13 protein-coding genes are annotated in these 16572 nt (G+C 71.5%); 12 read left to right on the top strand and 1 reads right to left on the bottom strand.

Annotated features, from left to right (window positions below; all coding sequences use genetic code 11):
• Positions 1-143: 143 nt before the first annotated feature.
• Both IEY95_RS02475 and IEY95_RS02470 read left to right on the top strand, forming a co-directional pair.
• Positions 144-806 carry a response regulator gene (locus IEY95_RS02475; protein ID WP_189184126.1) on the top strand — a complete coding sequence of 221 codons (663 nt, stop codon included), beginning with the start codon at positions 144-146 and terminating at the stop codon, positions 804-806.
• Positions 803-1915, top strand: a complete 1113-nt coding sequence (locus IEY95_RS02470) for a sensor histidine kinase (RefSeq protein ID WP_189184125.1) — start codon at positions 803-805, stop codon at positions 1913-1915. The genes IEY95_RS02475 and IEY95_RS02470 overlap by 4 nt, the downstream gene beginning before the upstream one ends.
• 411 nt (positions 1916-2326) lie before the next feature.
• On the opposite strand, the gene IEY95_RS02465 is transcribed toward IEY95_RS02470, so the two are convergent.
• Positions 2327-3091, bottom strand: coding sequence for a VOC family protein (locus tag IEY95_RS02465; protein WP_189184124.1), 765 nt, complete (start codon positions 3089-3091; stop codon positions 2327-2329).
• Between the two features lie 178 nt (positions 3092-3269).
• Between IEY95_RS02465 and fabG the strand changes: the two genes are divergently transcribed.
• From fabG to IEY95_RS02415, 10 genes are all read left to right on the top strand, one after another.
• Entirely contained in the window at positions 3270-4022 is a 753-nt protein-coding gene (fabG, locus tag IEY95_RS02460) for a 3-oxoacyl-[acyl-carrier-protein] reductase (RefSeq protein WP_189184123.1), read from the top strand.
• On the top strand, positions 4019-4816 hold the full coding sequence (locus IEY95_RS02455) for a thioesterase II family protein (RefSeq protein WP_189184122.1): 798 nt from the start codon (positions 4019-4021) through the stop codon (positions 4814-4816). The genes fabG and IEY95_RS02455 overlap by 4 nt, the downstream gene beginning before the upstream one ends.
• On the top strand, positions 4813-5748 hold the full coding sequence (locus IEY95_RS02450; protein ID WP_189184121.1) for a TauD/TfdA family dioxygenase: 936 nt from the start codon (positions 4813-4815) through the stop codon (positions 5746-5748). Before IEY95_RS02455 ends, IEY95_RS02450 begins: the two co-directional genes overlap by 4 nt.
• Before the next feature lie 15 nt (positions 5749-5763).
• Positions 5764-6756 carry a TauD/TfdA family dioxygenase gene (locus IEY95_RS02445; RefSeq protein ID WP_189184120.1) on the top strand — a complete coding sequence of 331 codons (993 nt, stop codon included), beginning with the start codon at positions 5764-5766 and terminating at the stop codon, positions 6754-6756.
• Positions 6757-6763: 7 nt separating this feature from the next.
• Positions 6764-7765, top strand: a complete 1002-nt coding sequence (locus IEY95_RS02440; protein ID WP_189184119.1) for a beta-ketoacyl-ACP synthase III — start codon at positions 6764-6766, stop codon at positions 7763-7765.
• 55 nt (positions 7766-7820) lie between these two features.
• Entirely contained in the window at positions 7821-8081 is a 261-nt protein-coding gene (locus IEY95_RS02435) for an acyl carrier protein (protein WP_189184118.1), read from the top strand.
• Positions 8082-8083: 2 nt separating this feature from the next.
• The gene (locus IEY95_RS02430; protein WP_189184117.1) at positions 8084-9508 is read left to right on the top strand and encodes a condensation domain-containing protein; all 1425 of its coding nucleotides are present in this window, start codon (positions 8084-8086) and stop codon (positions 9506-9508) included.
• Positions 9509-9587: 79 nt separating this feature from the next.
• Positions 9588-10604, top strand: coding sequence for a 2,3-diaminopropionate biosynthesis protein SbnA (sbnA, locus tag IEY95_RS02425; RefSeq protein WP_189184116.1), 1017 nt, complete (start codon positions 9588-9590; stop codon positions 10602-10604).
• Entirely contained in the window at positions 10598-11614 is a 1017-nt protein-coding gene (gene sbnB, locus IEY95_RS02420) for a 2,3-diaminopropionate biosynthesis protein SbnB (protein ID WP_189184115.1), read from the top strand. Before sbnA ends, sbnB begins: the two co-directional genes overlap by 7 nt.
• Before the next feature lie 84 nt (positions 11615-11698).
• Positions 11699-16561, top strand: coding sequence for a non-ribosomal peptide synthetase (locus tag IEY95_RS02415; protein ID WP_189184114.1), 4863 nt, complete (start codon positions 11699-11701; stop codon positions 16559-16561).
• Positions 16562-16572 lie beyond the last annotated feature (11 nt).

The raw sequence follows: 16572 nt of genomic DNA, 5'->3' as shown, positions 1-16572 counted from the left end.
CGGGGCACCCTCAGCGCGCCCCGTGCCCCGGCCGACCGGCTGAGAGCACGCCGCCAAACGGCGGGTGTTTCGTGCCGGTCGCCTGGAGACGGCTCCCGCGGTGGTACGCATCGAACGGCGGGCATGCGACGAGCGGAGCGCACGTGATCCGGGTACTGGTGGTCGATGACGAATCCTTGATCCGCACGGGTTTCACGCACATTCTCAATACGGCGAACGACATCGAGGTCGTCGCGGCGGTACCCGGTGGCCAGGCCGTGCGCACTGCACAGGAGCTGCAGCCTGACGTCGTCCTGCTCGACATCCGAATGCCGGACGTGGACGGGCTCACCATTCTGGCCGACCTCCGCAGCATGCCGCAGCCCCCGGTGGTGGCCATGCTCACCACGTTCGACACCGACGAATACGTGGCGACCGCCTTGCGCTCGGGCGCCGCCGGATTCCTGCTGAAGGACACCGACCCCGAGCAGCTTCCCCACCTTGTGCGCACCCTGGCCCAGGGCGAGACCGCGCTGTCGTCCCAGGTCACCCGCCTGGTGGTGGACGGCTACCTCGGCAATGGCGTTCGCGAGCCCGCCGCCCGTCTCGCCGACCGGCTGACCGAGCGCGAGCGTGCCGTGCTCGTCCTCATGGCCGAAGGACTCGCCAACCCCGACATCGGTGAACGGCTGCACCTGAGCACCGGCACCGTCAAGGGCCACGTCACCAACGTCCTCGCCAAACTGCAGGTCAGCAGCCGCGTCCAGGCGGCTCTGATCGCCGAGCGCTCGGGCCTGCTCACGCCTGAGGGCGAGGGTGCCCGGTGAGCCTCCGCCGGCCGCCCATTCTGCTGCTCGACACCGTCCTCGTCGGGTTCGCGCTGGCGGACGCATGGAGTCACGTCGGCACCGGGGAGCAACCGGCCATGGCCGGCTCGCTGCTCGGCGCTCTCGCGCTCACGTTGCGTCGCCGCTTGCCACTGACGACCTTTGTCCTGACGCTTCCCACCGCCCTGGTCACCGACGCGGCGGTGGCCCCCATGGCCGCGCTGTACACGCTCTCCTCGCTCAGCCGCCACCGTCTCCTGCTGGGCGGCTGCGCCCTGATCTACGCGGTCACCGACTTCCTGCCCTGGCCGTGGTCGTCCATGGATGCCTCCGAGATGGCCCAGACGAACAACCTCTTCCACCTCAGCTACGCCCTGGCCACCGCAGCCGCTCCCGTCTTCCTGGGCCAACTCGTCCAGGCCCGACGCGAACTCTCCCTTCGGCTCGCCGACATCTCCGAAGCCCGCGAGCACGAACGGCTGTTGACCGCCCAGAACGTTCTGGCGAAGGAGCGCGCCCAGCTCGCCCGGGAGATGCACGACGTGGTCTCCCACCAGGTCAGCCTCATCGCCGTACAGGCCGGAGCGCTCCAGGTGGGCGGCCAGGACGCCGAAACGAGACAGGCTGCGGCCACAATCCGCCGCCTCAGCGTGCAGACCCTGGAAGAACTGCGGCACATGGTCAGCGTTCTGCGGGCATCCGGCAGCAGACCCACCGAGCTCACCCCCCAGCCTTCCCTCGCTGACTTGGAGTGCCTGGTCGACGCCAGCGGCATCGAAGCGAAGCTGGAAACCGACCTGCCCGACGAGCTTCCGCCCACGGTCCAGCGTGCCGTCTACCGCACCGTTCAGGAAGCGTTGACCAACGTCCGCAAGCACGCCCCCGGCGCCACTGCAACCGTCCGCATCAACCACAGGGGCGGTGCCCTCTGCACCACCATCACCAACACCGCCCCCACCCGACCCGCGTTCGCCCTGCCGAGCGCCCACCACGGCCTGGTCGGCCTGGCCCAACGAGCCGAGATCCTTGGCGGCACCGTCACATCCGGCCCCACGGACCAAGGAGGCTACGAGCTTTGCCTGGAACTGCCCGTCGAGCGGAACCGGTGAACGCCCCCCGAAGCGCCAGCGCGATCAGGCCGGCCCCGATGCCGAGGATCGTCTGCGTCGAGGTGAAGAAGTCGATGAGGCCATTGCCCTCGGCGGGCGCCCAAAGCCCTCCCCACACACGGGCGGGCGCTGGCGGTCGGGGTCGCAGTCTGGATCATGGTCGGGTTCGCAGCGCACCTCCATGACCGGCCGCGTTGTCTCGGCGGGGGCGAGTCGTTGTGGCCAGTTAAGGCAACTGCATTGGGCCTAGGGGGTTTCTGATGGATCTCCGTGGAAGAAGGAGCGGCGTTCGGTGCGTGCTCTCGGCGTGCCGGGCGGAAGTCCTCGTAGCGGAGCTACTAGGGCTTTTGTCCGGTGCGGCGAGAGTGCGTGCCGGGCGTCGCGACGCCGCGGAGATCCATCAGAAGCCCCCTAGCCCTCCTCGCCCGCGACATGCACACCGAACGCGGCCCCCTGCGGGTCCCGCAGGACGGCGATGCGCGGGCCGTCCGGTACGGACGTGGGCTCCATGAGGATGTTTCCGCCGGCCTGGACGGCGGCGTCCGCCGTGGCGTCCACGTCCTCGACGGCGAAGTACGGCAGCCAGTGCGACGGCACCTCGTGCGGAAACTTGTCGTCCATCGTCACCATGCCCCCGAAGTCGGCACCGTCGATGCCCCACTGCGGGTAGTACTCCGAGGCGGTCACGGTCCAGCCGAACACCGTCGTGTAGAACTCCTTGACCAGGTCCGGGGCGCGGGTCATCAGCTCCACCCAGCCGAGCGCGCCGGGAGCGTTGAACAGCCCCGCGCCGGGGAAGGCCCGCGCCTGCCAGAGCTGGAAGGCCGCGCCGCCCGGGTCGAGAGCCACTGCGAACCGGCCCACGTCGAACACGTCCATCGGGCCGAGGACCACCGTGCCGCCGGCGGCGGTCAGGGCTTCCGCGGTGGCGTCCGCGTCGGCCACCGCGAACGACACACTCCAGGCGACCGGCTGTGAGTCCTGGTACAGCGGTGTGATCGCCGCGACCGCGGCGTCACCCAGGTGCGCCACCGTGTAGCCGCCCGCCTCCTGGCGCGGATCCGTCACCGGGCGCCAGCCGAACAGGTCGGCGTAGAAGCGCTTGGCCGCCGCCAGATCGCTGGTCCCGAGCTCGGTCCAGCAGGGTCCGCCGGTCACCGGCCTGTCGAGCTTCATGGCGTTCCTTCCGCAGCGAGCCCCCTCAGAACGCTAAGCCCAGGCCGCCGCACCGGCCATCCGGGGCGTCGGCCCCGGCACCGCCCCCGTCTCGAACGGCCGTGCTGGACACCGTATAGGCCCCATATAGCGACCGAACCCACGCTCGACTCACTCGAACGGATGAGGGGGCTCGGACATGGGACGGGACGGCAGCGCGGCACGGGTGGCGGTGGTGACCGGTGGGTCGCGGGGCATCGGACGTTCCGTCGCCGTACGACTGGCGCAGGACGGTTTCGATGTCGCGATCTGCTACCGGTCGGACGAGGCGGCGGCGCAGCTGGTGCAGAAGGAGATCGAGGACGCGGGGCGCCGGGCGCTGGTCAGCCGGGTGGACGTCGCCGTCCGCGCGGAGGTGCAGGAGTTCGTCACCGCGGTGGAGGCGGAGCTCGGCACCCCCGACGCCGTGGTGACGTCCGCGGGCATCACCCGGGACCGGCCACTCGCCCTGATGGGGGACGAGGACTGGCACTCCGTCGTAGGGACCAACCTGAGCGGCACCTACCACCTGCTGCGCTCCGTCATCCGGCCGATGATCCGGGAGCGCGCGGGAGCCGTCGTCACCCTCTCGTCGGTCGCCGGGGTCGCGGGCAACGCGGGCCAGGCCAATTACTCGGCGTCCAAGGCGGGCATCATCGGCCTCACCCAGTCGCTGGCCAAGGAGGCCGGGCGCTACGGGATACGGGCCAACGCCATCGCCCCCGGGTTCATCGAGACCGAGATGGTCGCGGGACTGCCCGAGGACGTCGTGAAGGGCGCCCTCACCCGTATTCCACTGGGGCGGTTCGGGCAGGCCGACGAAGTCGCCGACCTCGTCTCGTTCCTGGTCTCCCCGCAGGCCGCGTACATCACCGGTCAGGTGCTGCGCGTCGACGGAGGCATGGCCCTGTGACCTCCGACGACCTGTGGTTCCGCCGCTATCCCGCGGCGCGGACCCCCCGGGTGCGCCTGGTGTGCTTCCCGCACGCCGGCGGCAACGCCCAGCTCTTCCACGGCTGGTCGATCCGGCTGCCGGGCGATGTCGAACTGCTCGCCGTGCGGTACCCCGGACGTCAGGAGCGGATGGCCGAGCCGTGCGTCGTGTCCATGGACGAGCTCGCCGACGCGATCGCCGTGGCACTGACCGAGTACCGCGACGTGCCGCTCGCGCTGTTCGGGCACAGCATGGGCGCCGCCGTGGCCTACGAGGTCGCCGCCCGCCTCCAAGAGACCGGCCCCGAGCCCGTCCACGCGTTCCTGTCCGCGCGCAACGCCCCGCACCGGGCGCCCCGCACCGCCCTGCACCGGGCCGCCGACGACGTCCTGCTCGCCTCGGTCCGGCGGCTCGGCACCCTGGGCGGCGACCCCTACGGCGTACCCGAACTGCGCGAACTGCTGCTGCCCGTGCTGCGCAGCGACTACCGCCTCATCGAGACCTACGCCCCCGAGAACCCGTCACGGCTGCGCGCCCCGATCACCGCGTACGTCGGTGTCGCCGACCCCGGCTGCGATGTCGAACGCGTCACGGCCTGGGCCGAGTTGACCACGGGCGACTTCGATCTGCGCGCGTTCCCCGGCGACCACTTCTACCTGGCTCCGCGGGAGGCCGAGCTGACCGCGGACATCGCCGCGCGGCTCGACCCGTCCCGTATCGGGGCCGGCGCATCCGCCCACCCGATCGTCACGACTGCGAGGACAGCTCCATGACCAACACCGAGACCTGGGCGCCGCTGGAGATCAAGGCCGCGGACGGTGGCGGCGCCGACGAACTGCTCGCCCGGATCGACACCCTCGACCCCGGCCTGGACGACCTCCTCGTCCGCGAGAAGGGCCTGGTCTTCCGCGGATTCGGCGTCACGCCGGAGACGCTCGACAAGGCGCTCGACCGGCTGCTGCCGCACCGGCTGGCGTACGTCCACGGCAACTCGCCGCGCACCAAGGTCGGCGGCAACGTGTACACGTCGACGGAGTACCCGCAGGAGTACACCATCTCGATGCACAACGAGATGAGCTACGCGCACGCCTGGCCGACACGGCTCGCCTTCTACTGCGAGGTGACGCCCGGCGGCGGCGGCGCGACCCCGGTCTCCGACGCCGCCCGCTGGCTGGCCGCGCTCGACGACGAGGTGCGCGAGGCCTTCGCGGGCGGAGTGCGCTATGTGCAGAACCTGCATGACGGGTTCGGCCTCGGCAAGAGCTGGCAGGACACCTTCGAGACCAAGGAACGCGCCGACGTCGAGGAGTTCCTGACCGGCACCGGCGCCGAGTGGACCTGGCGCCGCGACGGCAGCCTGCGCGTCGAGTCCGTGCGCCCGTCCACCACCCGGCACCCGGTCACCGGCGTCGAGGTCTGGTTCAACCAGGCCGACCAGTGGCACCCCGCCGGGCTCGGCGACGACACCGCCGCCGAACTCGCCGCGATCCTCCCCGAGGACGAGCTGCCGCAGATGGTGAAGTTCGCCGACGGGAGCCCCATCCCCGCCGAGTACGTCACCCAGATCCGGGACCGGGGCCTGGCCGTCGCCGTCGACGTCGACTGGCGCCGCGGCGATCTGCTGCTCATCGACAACGTGCTGCTGGCCCACGGGCGACGGCCGTTCACCGGCGACCGCCGGGTCCTCGTCGCGATGTCCGACTGAGCCGGGGGTTCCACGATGACGACCACTGAAGAAGAGGTGCTGCCCGGCTGGGCCGGCACCGGCACCGCACCCGCGCTGCACCGCGCCGCAGCCGAGGGCGCGTCCGTCCTCGACGGCATCGCCGAACACCGCGACGCGCTGCGCCGCTTGCTCATCCAGCGGGGCGCCGTCCTGCTGCGCGGCTACGCCATCGGCGGAGTCGACGGCTTCGACGCCGTCGTGCGCGCCTTCTCCGGCACACCGCCGCTGGCGTACGCGGAACGCTCCTCGCCCCGCAGCACCATCAAGGGGCAGGTCTACACCTCGACCGACTATCCGCAGGGCGAGGAGATCTTCCTGCACAACGAGAACTCCTACCAGGCCGTGTGGCCCGGCACCCTGTACTTCTACTGCGCCGAGCCGCCCACCACGCAGGGCGCCACCCCGCTCGCCGACACCCGACGCGTGCTGGCCGCCCTCGACCCGGACGTGCGCGAGGAGTTCGAGCGGCGCGGCTGGCAGGTCGTGCGCAACTTCCACACCGGGTTCGGCGTGCCCTGGCAGGAGGCGTTCAACACCACGGACCAGGACGCCGTGATCGCGTACTGCAAGGAGCGGGACATCGTCGCCGAGTGGCGGCCCGACGGCGGACTGCGCACCACCGCGAAGCGCGCGGCCGTGCACCGCCACCCCGTGACCGGCGAGCGCGTCTGGTTCAACCACGCCACCTTCTTCCACGTCACCACCGTGGCCGAGGAGGTGGGGGCGGGACTGCGGGCGATCTTCCCCGACGAGGACCTGCCCACCCACACGTACTACGGCGACGGCGGAGCCATCCCGGACGAGGTGACGGACCATCTGCGCGCCGTCTACCGGGCCAACTCCGTCCGCTTCGACTGGCAGCGCGATGACGTGCTGATCATCGACAACATGCTCACCGCGCACGCGCGCGAGCCGTTCACCGGGCCACGGCGGATCGCCGTGGCCATGGCCGAGCCGTCCGACGCCCCGTCGGACGGGGGGAGTTGAGGACGTCATGTCACAGCCCGAGGCTGAGAGGGCCCCGTTGGAGACCTATCTGACCCCGCCGACCCATGGGTCCCGCATCACCGGCATCGCCGCCTACCGGCCCACCCGGCTGCTGTCCAACGAGGAGCTGTCACCGCGCACGACGGTCTCCCCGGAGTGGATCGAGCAGCGGACCGGGATCAAGACCCGGCACCACGCGAGCGAGGCCGAGGACCTGGTCACCATGTCGGTCGCGGCGGGCGAGAAGGCCCTGGTGATGGCCGACATCGACCCCGCGGAAGTCGACCTGACCATCGTCGCCACCGCGACCCGCAAGCGCCGTATGCCGGGCATCGCCCCGGAGGTGGCCAGCCGCATCGGACTGCCCAACTCGGGCGCCTACGACCTGAACGCCGTGTGCGCCGGCTTCACCTACTCGATGGCGATGGCGTCCAACGCCGTACGGCTCGGCGAGGCGCGCCACGTTCTCGTGGTCGGCGCGGAACGCACCAGTGACTGGATCGACCCGAACGACCCCGACACCTTCGTGATCTTCGGCGACGGGGCCGGCGCCGCCGTGGTCTCGCGCTCCGAGCACACCGGCATCGGCCCCGCCGTGTGGGGCAGCGACGGCGCCCGGCACAGCGTCCTCGGCCTGACCGAGCGGCCCGACGGGCGTGAGTACGTCGCCATGAACGGTCCGCTCGTCTACAAGTGGTCGACCGCGACCATGCCGGACGTCGCCCACCGCGCCTGCACCGCCGCCGGGATCACCATGGCGGACATCGACTGGTTCGTGCCGCACCAGGCCAACAACCGCATCATCAAGACCCTCACCCGGGAGCTGGAGCTGCCGCCCGAGCGTGTCGTCAACGACGTCGTCGACACCGGCAACACCTCCGCCGCCTCCGTGCCGCTCGCGCTCAGCCGGCTCTACGACAGCGGCCGTTCCACCCCGGGCGATCACGTCCTGCTGCTCGGCTTCGGCGCCGGGCTCACCTACGCGGGTCAAGTCGTCCGCATGCCCTGACCGGGCCCGCCCCACTCCCACCCACACGCCCTTCACGCGAGAGACGGAATCTCACATGACCACGCACGAGCTGACCACCGACGCCCTGACCGCCGAGGTCATCGCACTCGTCCAGCGCACCGCCCCCGACCTGGAGGGCGACATCGACGCCGACTCCAGCTTCGAGGAGCTCGGCATGGACTCGCTCACGCGGGTCGACCTGCTGGCCGCCGTCGAGAAGAACTACAGCCTCTCGGTGCCCGACGAGACGGTCGCCGAGCTGCTGCGCGTGCGGGACGTCGTCGCCTTCCTCGCCACGGCGAAAGCAGAGGTCTGACGGTGGAACTTCACCACGGGGGGCTGACGGCGGAAGCCGTCCTCGACACACCGCTCCCGCTGTCGGTGGGCCAGGAAGGGCTGTGGCTGCTGCAGCGCCTGGCCCCCGACAGCGCGACGTACAACCTCGCCGGCGGGGCCCGTATGACGCCCGCGCCGGACCCGGAGATCCTCGGCCGCGCCGTACGCGCCCTGACGGACCGTCACCCGATGCTCCGCTCCCGTTACACGGAGACCGACGGACAGCCCTGTCGCGTCGTCCAAGCGGTCGGCGTATTGGGCGAGTTGACAGTCCGTGACATACCGGACGCCACGGACGAGGAGCTCGACAAGCTCGTGACGGCCGAGGTACGGCGGCCCTTCCGGCTGGACACCGAGGGCCCCTTCCGCGCCGTACTGCTGCGCCGCCGCGACGACGCCGTGGCACTCGTCGTCACCCACCACATCGCCACCGACGCCTTCTCGCAGTGGCTGCTGTGGCGCGACCTGCTCCAGGCGTACGAAGCCTTCGCGACGGGCGAGGACCGGCCTGCCTGGGAACCGCTCCCCGTCTCCTACGACGACTTCGTGGAGCGGGAGCAGGTGCTCCTCGATTCCTCGCGCGGCAAGCGGCAGGCGGAGTTCTGGCAGGAGGAGGCCGCCGGTTCGCAGGCCGCCGAACTGCCCACCGACCGGCCCCGCCCCGCCGTATCCTCGCAGGCCGGTGCGAGCCTGCTGCGTCGGCTGCCCGACCGGCTCTCCGACAAGGTGCTGCGCACCGCCGCGCGGCGTGGAGTCTCCCCGTTCGCCCTCACGCTCGGTGCCTTCCAGGCACTGCTGCACCGCTGGGGCGGCCAGAGCGACTTCCTGCTCGCCTGCCCGGCGTCCACGCGGCGCTCGTCCGCCGCCGAGGTCGTGGGCTACTTCGTGAACCCGGTGCTCATCCGCGGCCGGTTCGACCGGGTGACCACGCTCGCGGACGCGATGGACCGGGCGGCCGACCGGGTCCGGCAGGCGACCGCGCGCGTCTCCTACCCGTACCCTCTGGTCGCCCGCGACGCGGCCACGGCGGGCCCGCTGTACCGGATCTCGGTGACGATGGTGGCCACCGACCGGTTCGGTCCCGGCATGGGCGGGGCCGCCTCGGGCGAGCCGATGATCGTGGCGGGCATCGAGACGACGTACCTGGAGATCCCGCACCTGGAGGGCCAGTGCGACCTCTCGCTGGAGATCACCCGTGACGTGTACGGGCTGACGGTGGCCCTGCGCTACGACACGGACCTGTTCGAACGGGCCACCGCGGAGCGGCTGTTCGACCTCTTCGTCCGCTTCGTCGAGGCGGCCGCGGACGATCCCGACCAGCGCGTCTCCCGGATCCCGCTGACCGACGACGCGGAACGCCGGGCGCTCCTCGCCCTCGGCAGCGGCGGACCCGGCGGCACTCCGTGACCGACCACGCACGGCTTCCCGTGACTGACCACACAGGGCATCCCGTGACCGATCACGAACCCGGCAGGAGTCCGCGGCCATGACGCCACGACCGGTGCTCGACGGCATCCTCGACGCCATCGGCGACACACATCTGGTGGAGCTGGGCGGCCTGCTGCCCCGCTTCCCCTCCCGGGTCCTCGCCAAGCTCGAAGGGTTCAACCCGGGCGGCAGCGTCAAGGACCGGTCCGCGCTGTCCATGCTCCTGGGCCGGATCCGGGGCGGCGAGCTGATCCCCGGCCGGTCCACGGTCGTGGAGTCCAGCTCAGGCAACCTGGCCATCGGGATCGCGCAGATCTGCCGCTACTACGGGATCGACTTCATCTGCGTGGTCGATCCCAAGACCACCCGGCAGAACCTGGCGATCCTGCGGGCCTACCAGGTCACCGTCGACATGGTCACCGAACCCGACCTGGACACCGGCGCCTATCTGCCGGCCCGGCTCGCCCGGGTACGGGAACTGGTGGCCGCCCTGCCCGGCGCGTACTGGCCCAACCAGTACGCGAATCCGCTCAATCCACGGGCCCACACCCGGACCATGCGCGAGATCGCCGAGGCGCTGGACGACAAGGTGGACTACCTGTTCTGCGCCACCGGCACCGGCGGAACCATGACCGGCTGCGCCGAGTACATCCGCGAGCGCGGCCTGTCCACGACGCTGGTCGGCGTGGACGCGCTCGGCAGCGTGCTGTTCGGCGGTCCGCCGGGGCCGCGGCTGCTGCCCGGGCACGGCGCGGCCGTCCGCCCTGCACTGTTCGACCCGGCCCTCGCCGATGAGGTGGTGCTGGTCTCGGACCTCGACTGCGTGGTCGGCTGCCGGACCCTGACACAGCGCGAGGCGATCCTCGCGGGCGGCTCGTCCGGCGCCGTCACCGCCGCGCTGCGCAAGTTCGCGGACCGCATCCCGGCGGGCAGCACCTGCGTGCTGGTCTTCCCGGACCGCGGCGACCGCTATCTCGACACGATCTACGACGACGAATGGGTGCGCCGCCAGTTCGGCGAGGTGAGCCACCTGTGGAAGGAACCGGAGCACACCATGGCGGTGGGAACATGCTGATCATCGGCCACCAGACGGTCGCGGGGCTCCTCGAAGGGCGCGAGAAGGAGGTCGTCGACCTCGTCGCCGACGCCTACCGGCGCCACGACGAGGGCCGCACCAGCCTGCCGCACTCCGTCTTCCTGCGCTTCCCCGACCGGCCCCGGGACCGCATCATCGGCCTGCCCGGATACCTCGGTGGCAGCGCGGAAGGCGGCGAGGACGACATCGCCGGGATGAAGTGGATCGCCTCCTTCCCCGGCAACATCGCCTCCGGAGTGCAGCGCGCCAGCGCCGCGATCCTCCTCAACAACCTGCGCAATGGCCAGCCCGAGGCACTCATCGAGGGCTCGCTGATCTCCGCCCAGCGCACCGCCGCCTCGGCCGCCGTCGGCGCCCGCATGCTGCTCGGCGGCCGCAGGCCCTCCGGGGTCACGCTCATCGGCTGCGGTGTCATCAACCGCGAGGTGCTGCGCTTCCTCGCCGTCGAACACCCCGCGCTCGACCAGCTCACGGTGTACGACACGGACCCCGAGCGCGCCAGGCGGTTCACCCAGGACAACGCGCGGCTGCTGCCGTCGGCCACCGTGCGCCACTGCGCCACGCTCGACGAGGCGCTGGCCGCCCACGACCTGGTGTCCATCGCCACCACGGCCGCGACCCCGTACGCCACGCTCGACGCCTGTCCGCCCGGCACGGTCGTGCTGCATGTCTCGCTGCGCGACCTCACGGCCCGGGCCGTGCTCGGCGCCCACAACGTCGTCGACGACCCCGACCATGTGTGCCGCGAGAACACCTCGGTGCACCTCGCCGAACTCGCCACCGGAAGCCGGGAGTTCATCGACGCGAGCATCGGCGCGCTGCTGCGCGGCACCGCGAAGCTCGACCCGCACCCCGGCAAGCCGCTCGTGTACTCGCCCTTCGGGCTCGGTGTCCTCGACCTCGCGCTCGCCCGCTTCGTGCGGGACCGGGCCCGCGCCGGCGGCCTGGGCAGCGAGGTCACCGACTTCCTGCCCGCGCCCGCCGCGTAGCGGCCCGCCCTCGCCGCGCACACCCGCCCCTCGCCGCATGGGGCCGCCGCACCGCCGTACGTGATGACCTTCCCTGGAGAAGAGATGACAGTCCCGCTGCACGAACTCATCGCCCACCAGGCCGTGTCGACTCCGCTCGCCGTCGCGGTCGACAGCGCCCAGGGGCCACTGAGCTACGAAGCGCTCGACCGGCGCGCCAACCGGATCGCGCACCTCCTCGCGGCCCGCGGCGTCGGCGCGGAGGACCGGGTCGTCGTCTGCCTGCCGCGCGGTCACGACCTGGTCGCCGCGCTGCTCGGCGTCTGGAAGGCGGGCGCGGCCTATGTGCCGCTGGACGCCGGGCATCCGCAGGAGCGTACGGCCTGGGTGGTCGCCGACAGCGGCGCGGGCACGGTCGTGACGACCGCGGCCGACGCCGACGCGTTCGAGGAGCTGCTGCCCGGCGGCGTCGTGGTCCTCGACCAGGAGGCCGACGCCCTCGCCGGACTTGCCGACACGGCGCCGCGGGTGGAGGTCTCCGCGCACCATGCCGCCTACCTCACCTACACCTCGGGCTCGACCGGGCGTCCCAAGGGCGTGCTCGTACAGCACGGCGGTATCGCCGGCCGCGTCGCCTGGTCGCTCGGCAACCAGGGGCTGACGGCCGCCGACCGGGTGCTCCAGAAGACGGTGCTCACCTTCGACGCCGCCGCCTGGGAGCTGTTCACGCCGCTCGCCGCGGGCGCCACGGTCGTCATGGCACCGACGGGCGCCGAGGCCGACCCCGCGCTGCTGGTGGCCACGGTCGCCGACTCGGGCGTCACCGTCCTGCAGGGCGTGCCGTCCGTGCTGCGCCTCCTGGTCGCCGAGCCCCGCTGGGCGGACTGCGCGGAGCTGCGCCTGGTGTGCTCGGCAGGCGAGCCGCTGGACGCGGAACTGTGCCGCCGCCTCGCCGAACCGGGCGGCGCCCGGGTCTGGAACACCTACGGCCCCACCGAGTGCTCCATCGATGTCACCGCCCAGCTCTTCGACCCCGAGCGGCACACCGAGGCGGTCCCCATCGGACGGCCCATGGACCACATGCGTGTCTACGTCCTCGACGCCGAGTTCGACCCGGTGCCGATCGGCGTCGTGGGGGAGCTGTACGCGGCGGGCGAGGGTACGGCGCGCGGCTACGTGGGCCGTCCCGGACAGACCGCCGAGCGCTTCCTGCCCGACCCGCACGGTGGCGCGGGCAGCCGCATGTACCGCACCGGCGACCTGGTGCGCTGGCGTTCCGACGGCTCCCTGGACTTCCTCGGCCGCGCCGACCACCAGGTCAAGGTGAACGGTGTCCGCATCGAACCGGCCGAAGTGGAGGCCGCGTTGAACGCCCACCCCGATGTCCGGGGTGCCGTCGTCGACGCCCGCCTCCTCGGCGAGGGCAAGCGGCTCGTCGCGTATCTGACGACGGGCCGCCGCATCCCCCGGGACGAGCTGCGCACCTTCCTGCGCGGCCGGCTGCCCGAGCCGATGATCCCCTCGCTCTTCGTGCCGCTGGAGGCCTTCCCGCTGACCAGCAGCGGCAAGGTGGACCGTGGCGCCCTTCCCGACCCGGCTCCGGAGCAGACACAAGGCGCCGAGTACATCGCGCCGCGCACCCCCGCCGAACGGCTCGTCGCGCAGGTCTGGGAGCAACTCCTGCAGGTCGAGCAGGTCGGCGCGCACGACGACTTCTTCGCGCTCGGCGGCTCCTCACTCGTCCTCACCCGGCTCGCCGACGCCCTGCGCAGGGCCTCCGGCGACGACATCCAACTGCGCGGCCTGTTCGGCGCGTTCACGGTCGAGGCACAGGCCAAGCTCCTGGAGGACGCCCGTCCCGCCCTGCCCGGTGTGACGCCGGTCGGCCGCGACGAGCCGTTGCCGCTCTCCTTCGGCCAGCACCGGCTGTGGTTCCTGGACCGCATGCACCCGGGCAGTCCCGAGTGGGTGGCCCCGTTCTTCATGCGGCTGCCTGCCGGTACCACCCGCGACGTCGTGCAGTCCGCCCTCGACGCGCTGGAGGCCCGGCACGAGTCGCTGCGCACCCGCTATGTCGTCGAGGGCGAGGAACCCCGCCAGGTGGTCGTCGCGCCGGGCACCGTCGAACTCCGTGTCGAGGACGCCTCCGAGGCGGACCTGGAGCGCCTGTTCGGCGAGCAGTTCGCCCGGGGCTTCGACCTCACGGACGGCCCGCTGTGGCGTGCGCTGCTGGTCCGCGTCCCGAAGGGCGGTCCCGTCCTGCTGGTGACGGCCCATCACATCGCCACCGACGGCTGGTCGACCGTCGTCCTCGACCGCGAGCTGCGCGAACTGTGCGCCGCGGCGACCGAGTACCGGGCCCCCGAACTCGACCAAGTCCCGGTGCAATACGCCGACTTCGCGGCCTGGCAGGCGGCCCACGCCTCCGACATCTCGTCGTCGCGCGAACTGGACCACTGGAAGCAGACTCTCGCGGGCCTGCCGGAACTCAGGCTCCCTACCGACCGCCCCCGCCCCGCGCAGCGCGACGCGCACGGCTCCGGCGTCAGGTTCTCCGTGCCCGCCTCGCTCGCCGACGCCCTCACCGGCATCGGACGCCGGCACGGCGCGACCCCGTACGTGACGCTGCTCGCCGCCTTCGGCGCGCTCCTCGGGCGCTACAGCGGCCAGGACGACTTCGGCATCGGCAGCCCGGTGACCGGCCGGACCCGCCCCGAGACCCAGAGCACTGTCGGGTTCTTCCTCAACTCCCTCGTCATGCGCTGCGATCTGAGCGGCGATCCCACCTTCGCCGAACTGCTCCAGCGGGTCCGGGCCACGGTCATGGCCGGCTTCGCCCACCAGGAACTGCCCTTCGAGCGCCTGGTGGACGAGCTCCAGCCCACCCGTGACCTCTCACGCACCCCGCTCTACCAGGTCGCCTTCGACCTCCAGGACGAGGGCGCGACCTCGGTGGCCGCCGACGACGTCCTCATGGACGCCTTCCAGGGTGCCTGGCGCGTAGCCAAGACGGACCTCACCCTCTTCGTCTGGCGGCAGTCCGACGGCTCCCTGATCGGCGCCTTCGAGTACGCCACCTCCCTCTTCGACCACGACACCGTCGAGCGCCTGGCCCACCACTTCGTCCAGCTCCTCGAAGCGGTCGCCGCCGACGCGGACGCCTCCCTCTCCGCCGTCGACATCACCTCCGTCAAGGAGCGCCGACTTCTCAAGGCGTGGAATGACACGGCGGCTGTGGTGCGTGAGGTGTCGGTGCCGGAGTTGATTGCGGAGCGGGCGGTGGAGTCGCCGGGTGCGGTGGCGGTGGAGGCGAAGGGGCTGCGCCTCACGTTCGGCGAGCTGGACGTGCGGGCCAACCATCTTGCGGGAGCGCTGCGTTCTCGTGGTGTGGGCGCAGAGTCATCGGTGGCGGTGTTGCTGGATCGTTCGGTGGATCTGGTGGTGGCGTTGCTGGCGGTGTGGCGGGCCGGCGCCGGTTACGTGCCTCTTGATCCGGTGCTGCCGGTCGACCGTGTGGCCGGGATGCTGGCGGATGCCGGGGTGTCGGTGGCGGTGACGTCCGGGGCCTATGTGGACCGGTTCGAGGTCGATGTGGTGCGGGTGGATGAGGAGCATCCGGAGGCGGGGCTGCTGGAGCCGGTGGGGCTGGACTTGCTGGCGTACACGATTTTCACGTCGGGGTCGACGGGCCGGCCGAAGGGCGTGCAGGTCACCCATCGCAGTCTCGCCAACCATGTGGACTGGGCGGTGCGGGAGTTGGCTTCCTGTGGCTCGGGTGGTGCGCCGGTGTTTTCGTCGGTGGCGTTCGATCTGGTGGTGCCGAATGTGTGGGCGCCGTTGGTGGCGGGGCAGCGGGTGTGGTTGTTCGACGGTGAGCTGACGGAGTTGGGTCAGGCGCTGGCGGAGGCGGGTCCGTTCTCGTTCTTGAAGTTGACGCCGGGTCATCTTGAGGTGATCGGTGGTCAGCTGAGCGATGACCAGATCCGTGCGCTCACGACACGGATTGTGGTGGCGGGCGAGGCGCTTCCGGGTGCGCTGGTGGAGCGTTGGCGTCAACTCCTCGGCGACGGGCGGATATTCAACGAGTACGGTCCGACCGAGGCGACCGTCGGCACCTGTGTATTCCCGGTCGAGACGTCGTACGACGGTGTGGTGCCCATCGGCCGTCCCCTGCCCAATGTCCACATGCGCGTCCTGGACGCCGAGTTGCGTCCGGTCCCGGTGGGCGTCGTGGGGGAGTTGTACGTCGGCGGCGTCGGCGTCGCGCGTGGCTACACCGGCGACGCGGCGCGCTCCGCGGAGCGGTTCCTGCCCGACCCGCACGGCGAGCCCGGCGCCCGGATCTATCGGACCGGTGACCTGGCGCGCTGGCGTGCCGACGGCGCCGTGGAGTTCCTGGGGCGTATCGACGATCAGGTGAAGGTGCGCGGTTACCGCATCGAACTCGGCGAGATCCGGGCCGCGTTGATCGCCCACCCGAAGGTCTCCGACGCGGCCGTGACCGTGACCGACGACCAGCGACTGGTCGCCTACGTCGTCGGTGGCGTCGACGACCTCCGCGACGCCTTGGGGTCCGTGCTGCCCGAGTACATGATTCCGTCGATGTACATCGAGCTGGACAGGATCCCGCTGACGGCGAACGGCAAGCTGGACCGGCGTGCTCTGCCGGATCCGGAGGCCGGCGCCGCGGACACGTACATCGCGCCGCGCAGCGAGGTCGAGGAGAGCATCGCGGCCATCTGGGGTCAGGTCCTTGGCCTGGACAAGGTCGGCGTCGAGGACAACTTCTTCGACCTGGGGGGACACTCCATCCTCGCCGTACGGCTGATTTCGCGACTGCAGACCGAGTACGACCTCGATCTGCCGGTGCGGGTCGCCTTCGAACGCCCCACCGTGGCGCAGCTCGCCGTGGAGATCGAGGACCGGGTGCGGGCCGAGATCGACGCGCTCCTCACCGAAGCCCGCTGAAACTCGCCCCG

The organism is Streptomyces albiflavescens, from assembly GCF_014645835.1.
GTDB classification, from domain to species: Bacteria; Actinomycetota; Actinomycetes; order Streptomycetales; family Streptomycetaceae; genus Streptomyces; species Streptomyces albiflavescens.
This window is presented reverse-complemented; position numbering and strand designations above follow the sequence as displayed.

What these genes read in the sequence shown, in the direction of transcription:
- IEY95_RS02465 (WP_189184124.1), bottom strand. Translation starts at nt 3,091, where the DNA reads ATGAAGCTCGACAGGCCGGTGACCGGCGGACCCTGCTGGACCGAGCTC.
- fabG (WP_189184123.1), top strand. Translation starts at nt 3,270, where the DNA reads ATGGGACGGGACGGCAGCGCGGCACGGGTGGCGGTGGTGACCGGTGGG.
- IEY95_RS02450 (WP_189184121.1), top strand. Translation starts at nt 4,813, where the DNA reads ATGACCAACACCGAGACCTGGGCGCCGCTGGAGATCAAGGCCGCGGAC.
- IEY95_RS02445 (WP_189184120.1), top strand. Translation starts at nt 5,764, where the DNA reads ATGACGACCACTGAAGAAGAGGTGCTGCCCGGCTGGGCCGGCACCGGC.
- IEY95_RS02440 (WP_189184119.1), top strand. Translation starts at nt 6,764, where the DNA reads ATGTCACAGCCCGAGGCTGAGAGGGCCCCGTTGGAGACCTATCTGACC.
- IEY95_RS02435 (WP_189184118.1), top strand. Translation starts at nt 7,821, where the DNA reads ATGACCACGCACGAGCTGACCACCGACGCCCTGACCGCCGAGGTCATC.
- sbnA (WP_189184116.1), top strand. Translation starts at nt 9,588, where the DNA reads ATGACGCCACGACCGGTGCTCGACGGCATCCTCGACGCCATCGGCGAC.
- sbnB (WP_189184115.1), top strand. Translation starts at nt 10,598, where the DNA reads ATGCTGATCATCGGCCACCAGACGGTCGCGGGGCTCCTCGAAGGGCGC.
- IEY95_RS02415 (WP_189184114.1), top strand. Translation starts at nt 11,699, where the DNA reads ATGACAGTCCCGCTGCACGAACTCATCGCCCACCAGGCCGTGTCGACT.